The 14,953-nt window shown below is 59.5% G+C and carries 10 protein-coding genes; 4 read left to right on the top strand and 6 right to left on the bottom strand.

Going from position 1 to position 14,953, the window contains the following annotated elements; genetic code table 11:
* Positions 1-135: 135 nt before the first annotated feature.
* Together ACP7E4_RS09640 and ACP7E4_RS09635 are read right to left on the bottom strand one after the other, a co-directional pair.
* The gene (locus ACP7E4_RS09640) at positions 136-762 is read right to left on the bottom strand and encodes a LysE family translocator (RefSeq protein ID WP_426113253.1); all 627 of its coding nucleotides are present in this window, start codon (positions 760-762) and stop codon (positions 136-138) included.
* A 27-nt stretch (positions 763-789) separates the two neighbouring features.
* On the bottom strand, positions 790-2,136 hold the full coding sequence (locus ACP7E4_RS09635; RefSeq protein WP_426113255.1) for an NCS2 family permease: 1,347 nt from the start codon (positions 2,134-2,136) through the stop codon (positions 790-792).
* A 387-nt stretch (positions 2,137-2,523) separates the two neighbouring features.
* On the opposite strand from ACP7E4_RS09635, the gene ACP7E4_RS09630 reads away from it, so the two are divergent.
* Positions 2,524-3,282, top strand: a complete 759-nt coding sequence (locus tag ACP7E4_RS09630; protein ID WP_426113257.1) for a GntR family transcriptional regulator — start codon at positions 2,524-2,526, stop codon at positions 3,280-3,282.
* A gap of 26 nt (positions 3,283-3,308) precedes the next feature.
* Here the strand turns inward: ACP7E4_RS09630 and guaD are convergent, their stop codons facing one another.
* The 4 genes from guaD to xdhA form a co-directional block, all read right to left on the bottom strand.
* Positions 3,309-4,616, bottom strand: a complete 1,308-nt coding sequence (gene guaD, locus ACP7E4_RS09625; protein ID WP_426113259.1) for a guanine deaminase — start codon at positions 4,614-4,616, stop codon at positions 3,309-3,311.
* A 7-nt stretch (positions 4,617-4,623) separates the two neighbouring features.
* Complete coding sequence (gene xdhC, locus ACP7E4_RS09620; RefSeq protein ID WP_426113261.1) at positions 4,624-5,463, bottom strand: xanthine dehydrogenase accessory protein XdhC; 840 nt, start codon at positions 5,461-5,463, stop codon at positions 4,624-4,626.
* 107 nt (positions 5,464-5,570) lie between these two features.
* Positions 5,571-7,982, bottom strand: coding sequence for a xanthine dehydrogenase molybdopterin binding subunit (gene xdhB / locus ACP7E4_RS09615; protein ID WP_426113263.1), 2,412 nt, complete (start codon positions 7,980-7,982; stop codon positions 5,571-5,573).
* A complete protein-coding gene (gene xdhA / locus ACP7E4_RS09610) occupies positions 7,975-9,429 on the bottom strand; it encodes a xanthine dehydrogenase small subunit (protein WP_426113265.1) in 1,455 nt (484 codons plus the stop codon). Before xdhA ends, xdhB begins: the two co-directional genes overlap by 8 nt.
* Positions 9,430-9,703: 274 nt before the next feature.
* Here xdhA and ACP7E4_RS09605 point away from each other — a divergent pair, with 274 nt between their 5' ends.
* The 3 genes from ACP7E4_RS09605 to zipA all read left to right on the top strand — a co-directional run bounded on the left by ACP7E4_RS09605 (position 9,704) and on the right by zipA (position 14,947).
* Positions 9,704-10,363, top strand: a complete 660-nt coding sequence (locus tag ACP7E4_RS09605) for a GntR family transcriptional regulator (protein ID WP_426113267.1) — start codon at positions 9,704-9,706, stop codon at positions 10,361-10,363.
* Positions 10,364-10,367: 4 nt separating this feature from the next.
* Entirely contained in the window at positions 10,368-13,856 is a 3,489-nt protein-coding gene (smc, locus tag ACP7E4_RS09600; RefSeq protein WP_426113269.1) for a chromosome segregation protein SMC, read from the top strand.
* Between the two features lie 251 nt (positions 13,857-14,107).
* Positions 14,108-14,947 carry a cell division protein ZipA gene (zipA, locus tag ACP7E4_RS09595; RefSeq protein ID WP_426113271.1) on the top strand — a complete coding sequence of 280 codons (840 nt, stop codon included), beginning with the start codon at positions 14,108-14,110 and terminating at the stop codon, positions 14,945-14,947.
* Positions 14,948-14,953 lie beyond the last annotated feature (6 nt).

Raw genomic sequence — 14,953 nt, 5'->3', positions numbered from 1 at the left:
GTCTGCGGATTTTGGGTCGCTATTGTGGGAGCGAGCTTGCTCGCGAAGCGATGTTTCAGGCATCGAAAATGTGCCGGGTGTCATTCCCTCTTCGCGAGCAAGCTCGCTCCCACAATGGTCCGTACACATTGGACGCTACCGACTCAACAACGAAGCCGCCCCCGCCGTACCAAACAATCCGGCGCTGATGCGGTTGAACCAGGTCTGGCCCTTGCCGCTGCGCAGATAACGCGCCGCACCATGGGCGCTCAAACCGTAGGCGAGCTTGCAGGACAGATCCAGCACGGTCCAGGTCGCGATCATGATCAGCAACTGGCTGAGAAACGGCTGCTCGGCATTGAGGAATTGCGGCAGGAAAGCGGCGAAAAACAGGATGTCCTTCGGGTTGCTGGCCCCCAGCACGAAGGCGCGCCAGAACAGTGAGCCGAAACGCGGATTACTCTGCGCGAGCGGAACCTCGGCCGCCGTTGCCGGCTGACGCGATTGCTTCCAGCTTTGCCAGGCCAGATAAAACAGATACAGGCCGCCGACGATTTTCAAGGCGCTGAACAGCTGTTCCGAAGCCAGCAGCAACGCGCCAAGGCCCAGCGCCGACGCGCTGAGCAGACACACCGAAGCGACCACGCCGCCGAGAAACGCTGGATACGAACGCAGCAAGCCGTAGTTCAGACTGTTGCTGATCATCAGCAGCGATAACGGTCCCGGTATCAGAATCACCACCAAAGCGGCGCCACTGAACAGCAGCCAGGTTTCCAGGGTCATGCGGTGTGCTCCTTCAAAGGCTTGGAACTACAGAAAAATAAACTTGGCAATGAAGATCGCGCACAGCACCCACAGGCTGACCGAGATTTCCTTGTGTTTGCCGGTGCCTGCCTTGAGCGCCACATAAGTGATGAAGCCCAGCGCGATGCCATCGGCCACGGAAAAAGTCAGCGGCATCATGATTGCCGTGACAATCGCCGGAATGCTGTCGGTGGCTTCGTCCCAGTTGATGTGGGCCATGCCGCCCATCATCAACATCGCGACGTAAATCAGCGCGCCCGCTGTGGCGTAGGCGGGAATCATGCCAGCCAGCGGCGCAAAAAACATCGCTGCGACAAACAAAACGCCCACGGTCACTGCCGTCAGCCCGGTGCGTCCGCCCGCTGCAACGCCCGCAGCGCTTTCCACATAACTGGTGACTGGCGGCACGCCTACCATGGCGCCGAACACGCTGGAGGCGCTGTCGGCCTTCAATGCTCTGGAGAGGTTTTCGATTTTGCCGTCAGCCCTGACCAGTCCGGCGCGCTGGGCGACACCCATCAATGTTCCGGCGGTATCGAACATGTGCACGAACAGAAACGCCAGCACCACGCTGATCATGCTGACGTTGAACACACCTTTGATATCCATCGCCATCCAGGTCGGCGCGAGGCTCGGCGGCGTCGACAGGATGCCCTGATAATGCACCAGTCCCAGACCCCAGCCGGCCAGCGTCACGGCAATGATGCTGATCAGGATTGCGCCGAACACCCGGTGATAGCTGAGCACCGCGATCATCAGAAAACAGATCGCCGCCAGCAACGGGCCTGGCTCGCGCAGTGAGCCGAGCTTGATCAGCGTCGCCGGGCTGTCGACGACAATCCCTGCGGTCTTCAAGCCGATCAGACCGAGAAACAGGCCGACACCGGCGCCCATGGCAAAGCGCAGGCTGACCGGAATGCTGTTGAGCAGCCATTCACGCACCCGTGACAAGGTCAGGAACATGAAGATCACCCCGGAAATAAATACCGCGCCCAAGGCGGTCTCCCAGTTGTAACCCATGGTGCCGACCACGGTGTAGGTGAAGAACGCATTCAAACCCATGCCTGGCGCCAAACCCACCGGCCAGTTGGCGTACAGCCCCATCAACAGGCAACCCAGCGCCGCCGCAATGCAGGTCGCGACGAACGCCGCGCCGTGGTCGATGCCGGCGTCGGCCATGATGTTCGGGTTGACGAAGATGATGTAAGCCATGGTGATGAACGTGGTCATCCCCGCCAACAGTTCGGTTTTGACGGTGGTGCCGTGCAGGCTCAGTTTGAAAATGCGTTCCAGAAGACCGCTTCGTGGCGGCGTGAGATCCAGCGGCGTTGCTTCGGATTTGCGGCTTTCCACGGCGGTACCCCTCAAGATTTTTTGTTGTTTTAACCGACGCATCAGGCTGCGCCGTGAGGTGAAGCGTGACGGGTTTCGGTATTTGTTGACCATAAGGTCAGAAACTCGCACGTGACGGATTATGCGTTTGTATACAAATAAAGCAAATAATGTTTTTTATTTTGTATCGGAAATTATAGGGATTGTGTGCATAAGGCGGCGAGATCAGGGCGCAGTTGACCCATGGGGGAGCGAGCTTGCTCGCGAAGCGATATCTCAGTTTCAACATTGTTGGGGCTTGACCTGCCTCTTCGCGAGCAAGCTCGCTCCCACAAGGCGTTGTTGTTACCTTTACCTGTGTACAATGCGCCCATCCTTTTCACCCCGACTCACTGCCCACGAGCGTCCATGAACGAACCGTTGCAACCCCTCAAAAAACAGCCGCGCGCGCTGAAATCCGGTCGTACCGGTACTCAGGACGACATCGTCTACGCGCATATTTTCGAGGCGATCCTTGAGCAGCGTCTGGCGCCGGGGACCAAGTTGAGCGAGGAAGCGCTGGGTGAGATTTTTGGCGTGAGCCGCACGATCATTCGTCGCGCCTTATCGCGCCTGGCCCATGAAGGCGTGGTCTTGTTGCGCCCCAATCGCGGCGCGGTGGTCGCCAGCCCCAGCGTCGAGGAAGCCCGACAGGTGTTTTTCGCCCGCCGTCTGGTGGAAAAAGCCATCACCGAACTGGCCGTGGAGCACGCCACGCCGGAGCAGCTTGCCGAGTTGCGGCAGATGGTCAGCGACGAGCGGGACAGTTTTTCCAAGGGCGATCGTGGCGCGGGGATTCGCCTGTCGGGGGAGTTTCACTTGCAGCTGGCCGTAGCGGCAAAGAATGCGCCGCTGATCAGCTTTCAGCGCAGTCTGGTTTCGCAGACCTCATTGATCATCGCCCAATACGAAAGCGGCAACCGCTCGCACTGTTCCTACGACGAGCACACCCAACTGATCGACGCCATCGAAGCGCGGGACACCAAGCGCGCGGTGCAGCTGATGATGCACCACATGGATCACATCGACAGCAAACTGAACCTCGACGAAGACAACGCCTCGGACGACCTGCATGCGGTGTTTTCGCACCTGATGCTAAGCAAGAAAAAGCCCGGGCGGGTGGTGTAAAACCACGATCATCCGTTGGGTTTTTGCTAACCCCTGCTATGCACCAATTTCCCCGCCGAATACGTCTCCTGCACGGTGCGGTCATCCCCCAGGGTCATCAGCACAAACAGGGTTTCTTCGATGTTCTTCGCCTGCTTGAGGCGATAGGACAGCAGCGGCGTCGCGTGATAATCCAGCACCAGGAAGTCCGCTTCGTTGCCCGCTTGCAAGCTGCCGATCTTGTCTTCCAGACGCAGTGCCCGCGCGCCGCCTAAAGTCGCCAGATACAACGACTTGAACGGGCTGAGTTTCGCGCCCTGCAATTGCATGACTTTGTAGGCTTCATTCAGGGTCTGCAGGATCGAAAAACTGGTGCCGCCGCCGACATCGGTGCCCACGCCGACATTGACCTTGTGCTTCTCGGCCATCGGCAGGTTGAACAGGCCGCTGCCTAGAAACAGGTTCGACGTCGGACAGAACGAAATGGCCGAGCCGGTTTCTGCCAGTCGCGTGCATTCGGCGTCGCACAGATGCACGCCATGGGCGAACACCGAGCGCTGGCCCAGCAGTTTGAAATGGTCGTACACGTCCAGATAGCCGCTGCGCTCGGGGAACAGTGCCTTGACCCACTCGACTTCCTGCAAGTTCTCGCTGATGTGGGTCTGCATGTACAGATCCGGATATTCGCTGAGCAATTGCCCGGCCAGCGTCAGTTGTTCAGGCGTGCTGGTGGGCGCGAAACGCGGGGTTACGGCGTAGTGCAGGCGGCCCTTGCCGTGCCAGCGCTCGATCAAGGCCTTGCTGTCGGCGTAGCCTGATTCCGGCGTGTCGGTCAGGTAATCCGGCGCATTGCGATCCATCATCACCTTGCCGGCGATCATGCGCAGGTCGAGCTTTTCTGCCGCCTGGAAAAACGCCTCCACCGACTCCTTGTGCACGCTGCCGAACACCAGGGCGGTGGTGGTGCCGTTGCGCAGCAATTCCTTGAGAAAGATGTCCGCGACTTCGGCCGCGTGGGCCGGGTCGGCGAACTGTTTTTCGCAGGGGAAGGTGTAGGTATTGAGCCAGTCCAGCAGTTGCTCGCCGTAGGAACCGACCATGCCGGTCTGCGGCAAATGGATATGCGTATCGATGAAACCGGGTGTGATCAGCGAGTCTTTGTATTCGATGATTTCGACAGAGGCATCGAGCGTGGCGAGCAAATCAACCGCATGGCCGATGGCGGAAATCTTGCCGTCTTCAATCAGCATCAGGCCGTCGGCGAAAAATTCGTAGGAAGCTTCTATCCCGACTTCGGCAGGATCGCCGAGGCTGTGAAGGATGGCGGCGCGGTAGGCTTTTTGGCTGGACGTCATAAGAATCTCATTGGGCCTGGCTGCGGCGAGACACCGGCAGCAGTTTGGCGACAGGTTCGGCACTTGAACTGTGCTGGCCGAAATTGACGTTGTAGGTGGCGATCACTTCGGCGGCGATGGATACGGCGATTTCGATGGGTAATTTGCCCTTCACCTCGGCCAGCCCCATGGGGCAGCGCATGCGTTGCAGCAATGCCGCATCGAAACCCCGATCACGCAAACGGTGCTCGAATTTGACCCGTTTGGTCTTCGAGCCGATCAAGCCGAAATAGGCAAAGTCGCCGCGCTTGAGAATCGCGGCGGCCAGTTCCAGGTCCAGCTGATGGTTGTGAGTCATGACGATGCAGTAGCTGCCGCTGGGCATTGTGTCGATTTCATCCAGCGGGTCTTCGGTGACGATTTTGTGCACGCCGTGAGGAATCTGCGCCGGGAATTCCTGCTCGCGGGAATCGATCCAACGCACTCGGCAGGGCAGGCTGGCCAATAGCGGCACCAGCGCGCGGCCGACATGACCGGCACCAAACACCGCAATCTGCGCCTGCGGCTGGCCCATGGGCTCGAACAGCAGCACGTTCACGCCGCCGCAGCATTGGCCGAGGCTGGCGCCCAGGCTGAAGCGTTCCAGGCGGGTGTTCTGACTGCCGCCAGCGAGCATTTCCCGGGCGATTTCCATGGCTTTATATTCCAGATGCCCGCCACCGATGGTGTCGAAAATCCGCTCGGCGCTGACCACCATCTTCGAGCCGGCATTGCGCGGCGTCGAGCCACGCTCTTCGATGATGGTCACCAACACGCAAGCTTCGCCCCGGGTTTGCAGTTCGGCGAGGGCGCTGATCCAGTTGTTCATGATGAACATTCCTCAATCCTGTGGGAGGTTGTATGTATGCCTGCAAGTTCTTCTGCAACGCCACAGTCGTGGGACCGGCTTTAGCCGGGAAGGCGGCGTTGCTAACGCTACATATTCAGCGAATGAACCGGCCTCTTCCCGGCTAAAGCCGGTCCCACGGGCCCGATCACGATCTTGCGCATCTGCTCACACCCCCACAACACCCGCTCCGGCGTTGCTGGGGCGTCGATTTTCGGTTGATGGCGGTAATCTGCGAGGCTCGCCACCGCATCCTTGATCGCACACCACGCCGCGATGCCGAGCATGAACGGCGGCTCGCCGACGGCCTTGGAATGGAACACCGTGTCTTCGGGATTCTTGCGGTTTTCCACCAGCTTGACCCGCAGGTCCAGCGGCATATCCGCCACGGCCGGAATCTTGTAACCCGCCGGGCCGTTGGTCATCAGTTTGCCCTTGGCATTCCAGACCAGTTCTTCGGTAGTCAGCCAGCCCATGCCCTGAATGTAGCCACCTTCCACCTGACCAATATCAATGGCCGGGTTCAGCGACGCGCCGACGTCATGCAGGATGTCGGTGCGCAGCATTTTGTATTCGCCGGTCAGGGTGTCGACGATCACTTCGGTGCAGGCTGCGCCAAACGCGAAGTAATAGAAGGGCCGGCCACGGGCCTGACTGCGATCGTAGAAAATCTTCGGCGTCTTGTAATAGCCGGTGCTGGACAACGAAACCTGACCCATCCACGCCAGTTGTGCCAAAGACTCGAACGACAGAATCTGCTCGCCGGCGCGAACATGGCCGTTGCGAAATTCCACGTCCGCTGCCTCGACCTTGAAGTGCCTGGCTGCGAATTCCACCAGACGCTGCTTGAGGATTTCCGCTGCGTTCTGCGCCGCCTTGCCGTTCAGGTCAGCGCCGCTGGAGGCGGCAGTTGGTGAAGTATTCGGCACTTTGTCGGTGTTGGTCGCGGTGATCTGGATGCGGTCGATATTGACCTGAAACACTTCGGCCACGACTTGCGCGACCTTGACGTTCAAGCCCTGTCCCATTTCCGTGCCGCCGTGGTTCAGGTGGATGCTGCCGTCGGTGTAGATATGGATCAGCGCGCCAGCCTGATTGAGAAAGCTGGCAGTGAAGGAAATGCCGAACTTCACCGGCGTCAGCGCCAAGCCTTTCTTGAGGATCGGGCTGTTGGCGTTGTAAGCACGAATGGCTTCGCGCCGCGCCGCGTATTGACTGCTTTCTTCCAGCTCGGCGGTCATCTCTTCGAGCATGTTGTGCTCGACGGTCTGGTAATAATGGGTAACGTTGCGTTCGGTCTTGCCGTAGTAATTGGCCTTGCGCACTTGTAGCGGGTCTTTGCCCAGGTGGCGAGCAATGGCGTCCATCACTTCTTCGATGGCGACCATGCCTTGCGGCCCGCCGAAGCCGCGATAGGCGGTGTTCGAGGCGGTGTTGGTCTTGCAGCGATGGCCATTGATGGTGGCATCGCCCAGGTAATACGAGTTGTCGGCATGGAACATTGCCCGATCGACAATCGACGCCGACAGGTCCGGCGAATAACCGCAGTTGCCGGCCAGTTCCAGCTGAATGCCGTGCAGACGCCCGTTGTCATCAAAGCCAACGTCGTACTCGATATAGAACGGATGGCGTTTGCCGGTCATCAGCATGTCTTCGACGCGGGGCAAGCGCATTTTGGTCGGCTGCCCGGTCAGGCGTGCGACCACGGCGCATAAACACGCCGGGCTCGAGGCCTGGGTTTCCTTGCCGCCAAAACCGCCGCCCATGCGACGCATGTCGACGACGATTTTGTTCATCGACACGTCGAGTACTTCAGCGACCAGCTTCTGCACGTCGGTGGGGTTTTGCGTCGAACAGTAAACGATCATGCCGCCATCTTCGGTGGGCATTACCGAGGAAATCTGGGTTTCCAGATAAAAGTGTTCCTGACCGCCGATATGCAGATTGCCTTGAATGCGATGGGTCGCAGCGGCCAGCGCGCCAGCGGAATTACCCCGTTGATGGGTGTGGCTGTCGAGCACGAAATGCTTGTTGCGCAGCGCCTCGACCACATCCAGCACCGGCTCAAGGTCTTCATATTCAATGACCGCCGCCATCGCCGCCTCGCGGGCGATGTCCAGACTGCGCGCGGCAACGGCAATCACTGGCTGGCCGACGAATTCTACCTTGTCGATGGCCAGAAGAGGATCGCCGGGCAACAGCGGGCCGATGTCTTTCAGGCCGGGAATGTCTTCGTGAGTGATTGCAATGCGCACGCCTTCAAAGGCGTAGCAGGGCGTGACGTCGACGCTGACAATGCGCGCATGGGCGCGGTCAGACAGCCGCGCGTACACATGCAGTTGATTGGGGAATTCCAGGCGGTCATCGATATACACCGCCTCGCCGGACACATGTTTGTCAGCGCTGTCATGCTTGACGCTACGGCCCACGCCAGTGGTCAGATCCTGCTGAAATAGGGCGATCATTTCCGCTTGGGTTTTTGCTGCTGGATGATTAGACATAATCAGTCACCCGCGTTTCGATGTGCGGCGATTGCAGCTCGATGAAGTATTTGCGCAGCAGGTTCTGCGCACTCAGCAAGCGATATTCCTTGCTCGCGCGGAAATCCGACAGTGGCGTGAAGTCCTCGGCGAGTGCGGCGCAGGCGCGCTCGATTGTAGCGCTGGTCCAGGGCGCACCAATCAGCGCCTGTTCGCAGGCAGCGGCGCGTTTCGGGATAGCCGCCATGCCGCCGAACGCGACTCGCGCATCGACAATGGCGCCGTTCTCGATGTGCAGGCGGAACGCCGCGCACACCGCAGAAATATCGTCGTCCAGTCGCTTCGAGACTTTATAGGCACGGAACGCCTGCTTGGCGTTGGCTTTGGGTACCACGATCTTCTCGATGAACTCGCTTTCCTGCCGCGCGGTGACTCGGTAATCGATGAAGTAGTCTTCCAGCGTCAGAGTGCGACGCGTGTCGCCCTTACGCAACACGATGTGCGCGCCAAGGGCGATCAGCAGCGGCGGGGAATCGCCAATCGGCGAGGCGTTGCCGATATTGCCGCCCAAGGTGCCTTGATTGCGGATCTGCAACGACGCGAAGCGCTGCAGCAGCTCGCCAAAATCCGGGTACTCGGCGCTCAGCGCGGCGTAACAGTCGGTCAGCGACGTAGCCGCGCCGATTTCCAGGCGGTCGTCGAAATGTTCGATGCGCTTCAGGTCGACGACGTTGCCGACGTAGATCATCACCGGCAGTGGGCGATGAAACTGGGTGACTTCCAGGGCCAGATCGGTGCCGCCCGCCAGCAGTCGCGCTTGTGGGTAAGACTCATACAGTTGCGCAAGATCGGCGACCGTCAGCGGCACCAGACAGCGCTTGTCGCCACTGTTCAGCTCGCCGGTTTCCTTGGGCGCAATGGCGCGCAGGCGGCTGATGGTTTCGGCCTGCCGTTGATCGAACTGGTCAGGCTGACGATTGGCGCAGGATTGCGCGGCAGCGGCGAGGATCGGCCGATAGCCGGTGCAACGGCAAAGATTGCCGGCCAGCGCTTCGTGGGCCTGATGCGAGTCGGCCTCGGTGCTGTTTTTTTGCAGGGCGAACAGCGACATCACAAAACCGGGCGTGCAAAACCCGCATTGCGAGCCGTGACAATCGACCATGGCTTGCTGAACGCTGTGCAGTTGGCCTTGATGTTTGAGGTCTTCAACGCTGATCAGTTGTTTGCCGTGCAGCGACGCGACGAAGGTCAGGCACGAATTCAGGCTGCGGTAGCGCAGGCTTTGCTCGCCGTGTTCATCGCTGGTGAGTTCTCCGATGACTACCGTGCAGGCCCCGCAATCGCCACTGGCGCAGCCTTCCTTGGTGCCGGGTTTGTGCAGGTGCTCGCGCAGGTAATTGAGGACCGTCATGTTCGGGTCCAGAGCATGCTCGGTGCGCAGCTCGTTGTTTAAAAGAAATTGGATCACGGAAGGTCCTCTGCACATTTTTTTTGTAATCGAACATGACGCTGAATCTATCAGCTCTGACTTTTCGGTCAATAAATATTCTGACCTTTGAGTCAGGAAAAAACACTTTTCAGTCATTTGCCGATTAACGGTGCGCTCCGGTTGCAATAAACAGATACGACGCTGTCCAACGTTTTGCTTATTTCGTGCCAGTTTCCACGTGCATGGCCCTGCGCCATGGGCCTTGGTTGCGATACACTTCGCGGCTTGGTTTTAACAAGTATTTAGGATAGTCATGACGTTCAAGGCGCCGGATAGCCTCGCCGAGCAAATCGCTCATCATCTTGCCGAGCGCATCATCCGTGGCGAACTCAAGCCCGGGGAGCGCATCCAGGAACAAAAAGTCACGCTGGCGTTGAACGTCAGCCGTGGCTCGGTGCGCGAAGCACTGCTGATTCTCGAACGCCGCCATCTGGTGGCGATCCTGCCACGCCGTGGCGCGCAGGTGACCGAACTCAACGCGCATAACGTGCAGAGCCTCTGCACGCTGATGAGCGAGTTGTACATTCTGCTCGCCCTGGCGGTGGCGGAACGCTGGCAGGAGCCGGCCGATCTCGCGCCGTTCCTGCAAATCCAGCAGCGCCTGATTGCCAGTTTCGAGCGCGGGGATGTGAAGACCTTCGTCGAAGACAGCTTCAATGTCATGCGCGCCGCGTTCCCGTTCGCCGACAACCCGTATCTGCAGGAAACCGTCGAGAATCTGCAGCCTTCCATGAGCCGCAGCTATTACCTGGCGCTGGAGCAGCGCAAGGCCGACATGAACGAATACCTGACGCTGTTCGCGCAGTTGCTGGATGCCGTTGTGGCCCGTGATGCCGTGCAGATTCGCGTCGTGCTGACCCGCTACGGCCAGCGCAGTTGCCAATTGGTGCTGTCGGCGCTGGGAGCGAGCTGACCCCATGCGCCTGAAGTGCATCAAGCTGGCGGGGTTCAAATCCTTCGTCGACCCCACCACGGTGAACTTCCCCAGCAACATGGCGGCAGTCGTCGGCCCTAACGGCTGCGGCAAATCCAACATCATCGACGCCGTGCGCTGGGTCATGGGCGAAAGCTCGGCCAAGAACCTGCGCGGCGAATCGATGACCGATGTCATCTTCAACGGATCCACGACCCGCAAACCGGTCAGCCAGGCGAGCATCGAGCTGGTGTTCGATAACTCCGACGGCACGCTGGTGGGCGAATACGCCAGTTATGCGGAAATTTCCATTCGCCGCAAAGTGACCCGCGACAGCCAGAACAGTTATTACCTCAACGGCACCAAGTGCCGTCGCCGGGACATCACCGACATCTTCCTCGGCACCGGCCTTGGGCCGCGTAGCTACTCGATCATCGAGCAGGGCATGATCTCCAAGCTGATCGAAGCCAAGCCCGAAGACCTGCGTAATTTCATCGAAGAAGCGGCCGGCATCTCCAAGTACAAGGAGCGTCGCCGCGAAACTGAAAACCGCATCCGTCGTACCCACGAAAACCTCGCTCGCCTGACTGACCTGCGCGAAGAGCTGGAGCGTCAGCTCGAACGCTTGCATCGCCAGGCCCAGGCCGCCGAGAAGTATCAGGAATACAAAGGCGAAGAGCGCCAGCTCAAGGCTCAGCTGTCGGCCTTGCGCTGGCAGGCGTTGAACGATCAGGTCGGCCAGCGCGAAGCCGTGATCGGCAATCAGGAAGTGGGTTTTGAAGCCTTGGTCGCCGACCAGCGCAGCGCCGACGCGAGCATTGAGCGCCTTCGAGACGGGCACCACGACCTGTCCGAGCGATTCAATCTGGTGCAGGGACGCTTTTATTCGGTGGGCGGCGACATCGCGCGCATCGAGCAGAGCATTCAGCACGGCCAGCAGCGCTTGCGCCAATTGCAGGACGATCTGCGTGAGGCCGAGCGCGCGCGGCTGGAAACCGAATCGCATCTGGGCCACGACCGCACGCTGCTGGCAACCTTGGGCGAAGAGCTGGAAATGCTTGAGCCCGAGCAGGAAATGACCAGCGCCGCCGCCGAGGAATCCGCGGCTTCTCTGGAAGACGCAGAAACCGTGATGCACGGCTGGCAGGAGCAATGGGAAACGTTCAACCAACGCTCTGCCGAACCCAGGCGTCAGGCCGAAGTGCAGCAATCGCGCATCCAGCAGCTGGAACAAAGCATGGAACGCCTGGGCGAACGTCAGCGTCGATTGGGCGAAGAGCGTCAGTTGCTGGCCGCCGCGCCTGAAGATGCGGTGATTCTGGAACTCAGTGAAGACCTCGCCACTCGGGAAATGACCCTCGAAGCGCTGCACATCGGCGAAGAACAGGCCGTCGAACGTGTCGAACAGCTGCGCAGTGAACTGCAACAGGCCAATCAGGCCCAGCAACAAGCCCAAGGCGAATTGCAACGTCTCAATGGTCGATTGGCATCGCTGGAAGCCTTGCAACAGGCAGCGCTCGACCCGGACACCGGCACCGCCGAATGGCTGCGCGAACACGATCTGGCCGAGCGCCCGCGTCTGGCTGAAGGTTTGCAGGTCGAGGCGGGCTGGGAGCTGGCGGTGGAAACCGTGCTCGGCGCCGATTTGCAGGCGGTCCTGGTCGATGACTTCGACGGGCTTGATCTGGCCGGTTTTCAGCAAGGCGACTTGCGTCTGGTCAATCCTTCGGCCGATGCCGTGCGCATCCCCGGCAGCCTGCTGGAAAAAGTCGACAGCGCCATGGACCTGTCGATCTGGCTTGGGCAGGTCAAACCTGTCGAAACCCTGGACGACGCCTTGGCCCAGCGCGCGCAGCTTGCAGCCGGGCAAAGCCTGATCAGTCGCGACGGTTATTGGGTCGGCCGGCATTTCCTGCGGGTTCGGCGCGCCAGTGAAGCGCAAAGCGGCGTACTGGCCCGTGGTCAGGAATTGCAGCGTCTGGGCCTGGAGCGCGACGAGCGCGAGGCGACGCTGGCGGCCCTTGAAGAACAATTGCTGACCTTGCGCGAACAGCAGTCGTTGCAGGAAGAAGCCCGGGAACAGCTGCGCCGCCGTGTGCAGGACGAAACCCGGCAACAGAGCGAACTCACTGCGCAGCTGTCGGCGGCCAAAGCCAAGGTCGAGCAGCTGACCTTGCGCCGCACACGTCTGGACGAAGAGCTGGCTGAACTGGGCGAGCAGCGCGCCATCGAACACGAAAGCCTCGGCGAGTCGCGCCTGCACTTGCAGGATGCGCTGGACGCCATGGCGCTGGATACCGAACAGCGCGAGCTGCTTCAGGCCCAGCGTGACAGCTTGCGTGAGCGTCTGGATCGAGTCCGTCAGGAAGCCCGGCAGCACAAGGATCACGCCCATCAGCTGGCCGTGCGTCTGGGTTCGTTGCGGGCACAGCACGACTCCACGCGCCAGGCGCTGGAGCGGCTGGAAATGCAATCCGAGCGCCTGACCGAAAAGCGCGAGCAACTGAATCTGAATCTGGAGGAGGGCGAAGCGCCTCTGGAAGAGCTGCGGCTCAAGCTTGAAGAGCTGCTCGAACGGCGCATGGTCGTCGACGACGAAATGCGTACCGCGAAAATCGCCCTGGAAGACGCCGACCGGGAATTGCGCGACGCCGAAAAACGTCGGACCCAGGCCGAACAGCAATCGCAATTACTGCGCGGCCAGCTGGAACAGCAACGCATGGAATGGCAGTCGCTCACGGTGCGGCGCAAAACCTTGCAGGATCAATTGCTCGAAGACGGTTACGACTTGCACGGCGTACTCGCGACGCTCACGCCACAAGCCAGTGAAAAAGACGCTGAAGAAGAACTGGAACGCATCATTGCGCGGATTCAGCGTCTGGGCGCGATCAACCTCGCGGCGATTGATGAGTACCAGCAGCAGTCCGAACGCAAACGCTATCTGGACGCACAAAACGCCGATCTGGTGGAAGCGCTGGATACGCTGGAAAACGTCATTCGCAAGATCGACAAGGAAACCCGTAACCGCTTCAAAGAGACCTTCGATCAGATAAACAGCGGAATTCAGGCACTTTTCCCGAAAGTTTTCGGTGGAGGCTCTGCTTATTTGGAACTGACGGGCGAAGATTTACTCGATACAGGGGTGACAATCATGGCGCGTCCCCCAGGCAAGAAGAACAGCACCATTCATTTGTTGTCCGGTGGCGAGAAGGCCTTGACCGCGTTGGCGCTGGTTTTTGCGATTTTCAAACTCAACCCGGCACCGTTCTGCATGCTCGACGAAGTGGATGCACCACTGGACGATGCCAACGTCGGACGTTATGCCAGACTGGTTAAGGAGATGTCCCAGACAGTGCAGTTCATTTACATCACCCACAACAAGATCGCCATGGAAATGGCTGATCAATTGATGGGAGTGACGATGCACGAGCCGGGCTGTTCGCGGCTGGTGGCGGTGGATGTGGAGGAGGCGATGGCGTTGGTGGATGCCTGATTTCCGGACCGTCCGAGGCGCAAAAATGGCGCTTTGATAGCGCGTAATGCAGAGGTCTGTGCGGTAGATATCGCTTCTGGCGCAAACCAGATGTATCAGACGGTGTAAAGTTGCCTTTGGTCGTGCTAGCTTAATGTCCACTTTTTCTTTTCGCGTGGGCAAATTGCCAGTCAGAACATAGACTTGGCACCACGTTTTAAAGGGGTTTAGGCCCTTATTTTCAGCATTCTTTATTAGAGGCACGGGATTACATGGAAATCGGTCTGCGCGAGTGGCTGATCGTCATCGGCATTATTGTCATTGCCGGTATTCTTTTCGATGGCTGGCGCCGTATGCGCGGCGGCAAAGGTAAATTGAAATTCAGGCTCGACCGGAGCTTTTCCAACCTGCCGGATGACGATGAAACGTCGTCCGCCGAGGTGCTCGGGCCGCCGCGTGTGCTGGATACTCACAAGGAACCGCAACTTGACGAGCACGACCTGCCGTCGATGAGCGCCAGCCCGCGTGACAACAAACGCAGCAACAAGCGCAAGGACGAACCGCAGCAGGGCGACCTGAACCTCGACCTGGACGGCCCGAGCCTGTTTACCGGGCGCGACGACGAGTTCCCGGACGACAAACCCAAGCAGCGCATCACCGAAGACAAGGATTTGCCACCGGTGGAAGAAGTGCTGGTGATCAGCGTGATTTCCCGCGATGAAAGCGGCTTCAAAGGTCCGGCCTTGTTGCAGAACATTCTGGAAAGCGGCCTGCGTTTTGGCGAGATGGACATTTTCCATCGTCACGAAAGCATGGCGGGTAACGGCGAAGTGCTGTTTTCCATGGCCAACGCGGTCAAGCCGGGTATTTTCGATCTGGACGATATCGACCATTTCAGCACCCGCGCCGTGAGCTTCTTCCTCGGCTTGCCGGGCCCACGTCATCCGAAGCAGGCGTTTGATCTCATGGTCGCTGCCGCTCGCAAGCTGGCTCATGAACTCAACGGTGAACTGAAAGACGACCAGCGTAGCGTCATGACCGCGCAGACCATCGAGCATTACCGTCAGCGCATCGTCGAGTTCGAACGCCGCGCATTGACCCAGCGTCGTTGATTGAGG

The sequence above is a fragment of the Pseudomonas sp. DSP3-2-3 genome (assembly GCF_049898225.1).
GTDB lineage: Bacteria > Pseudomonadota > Gammaproteobacteria > Pseudomonadales > Pseudomonadaceae > Aquipseudomonas.
Note: the sequence above shows the minus strand (reverse complement) of the source record. Positions and strands in the feature narration are given on the sequence as shown.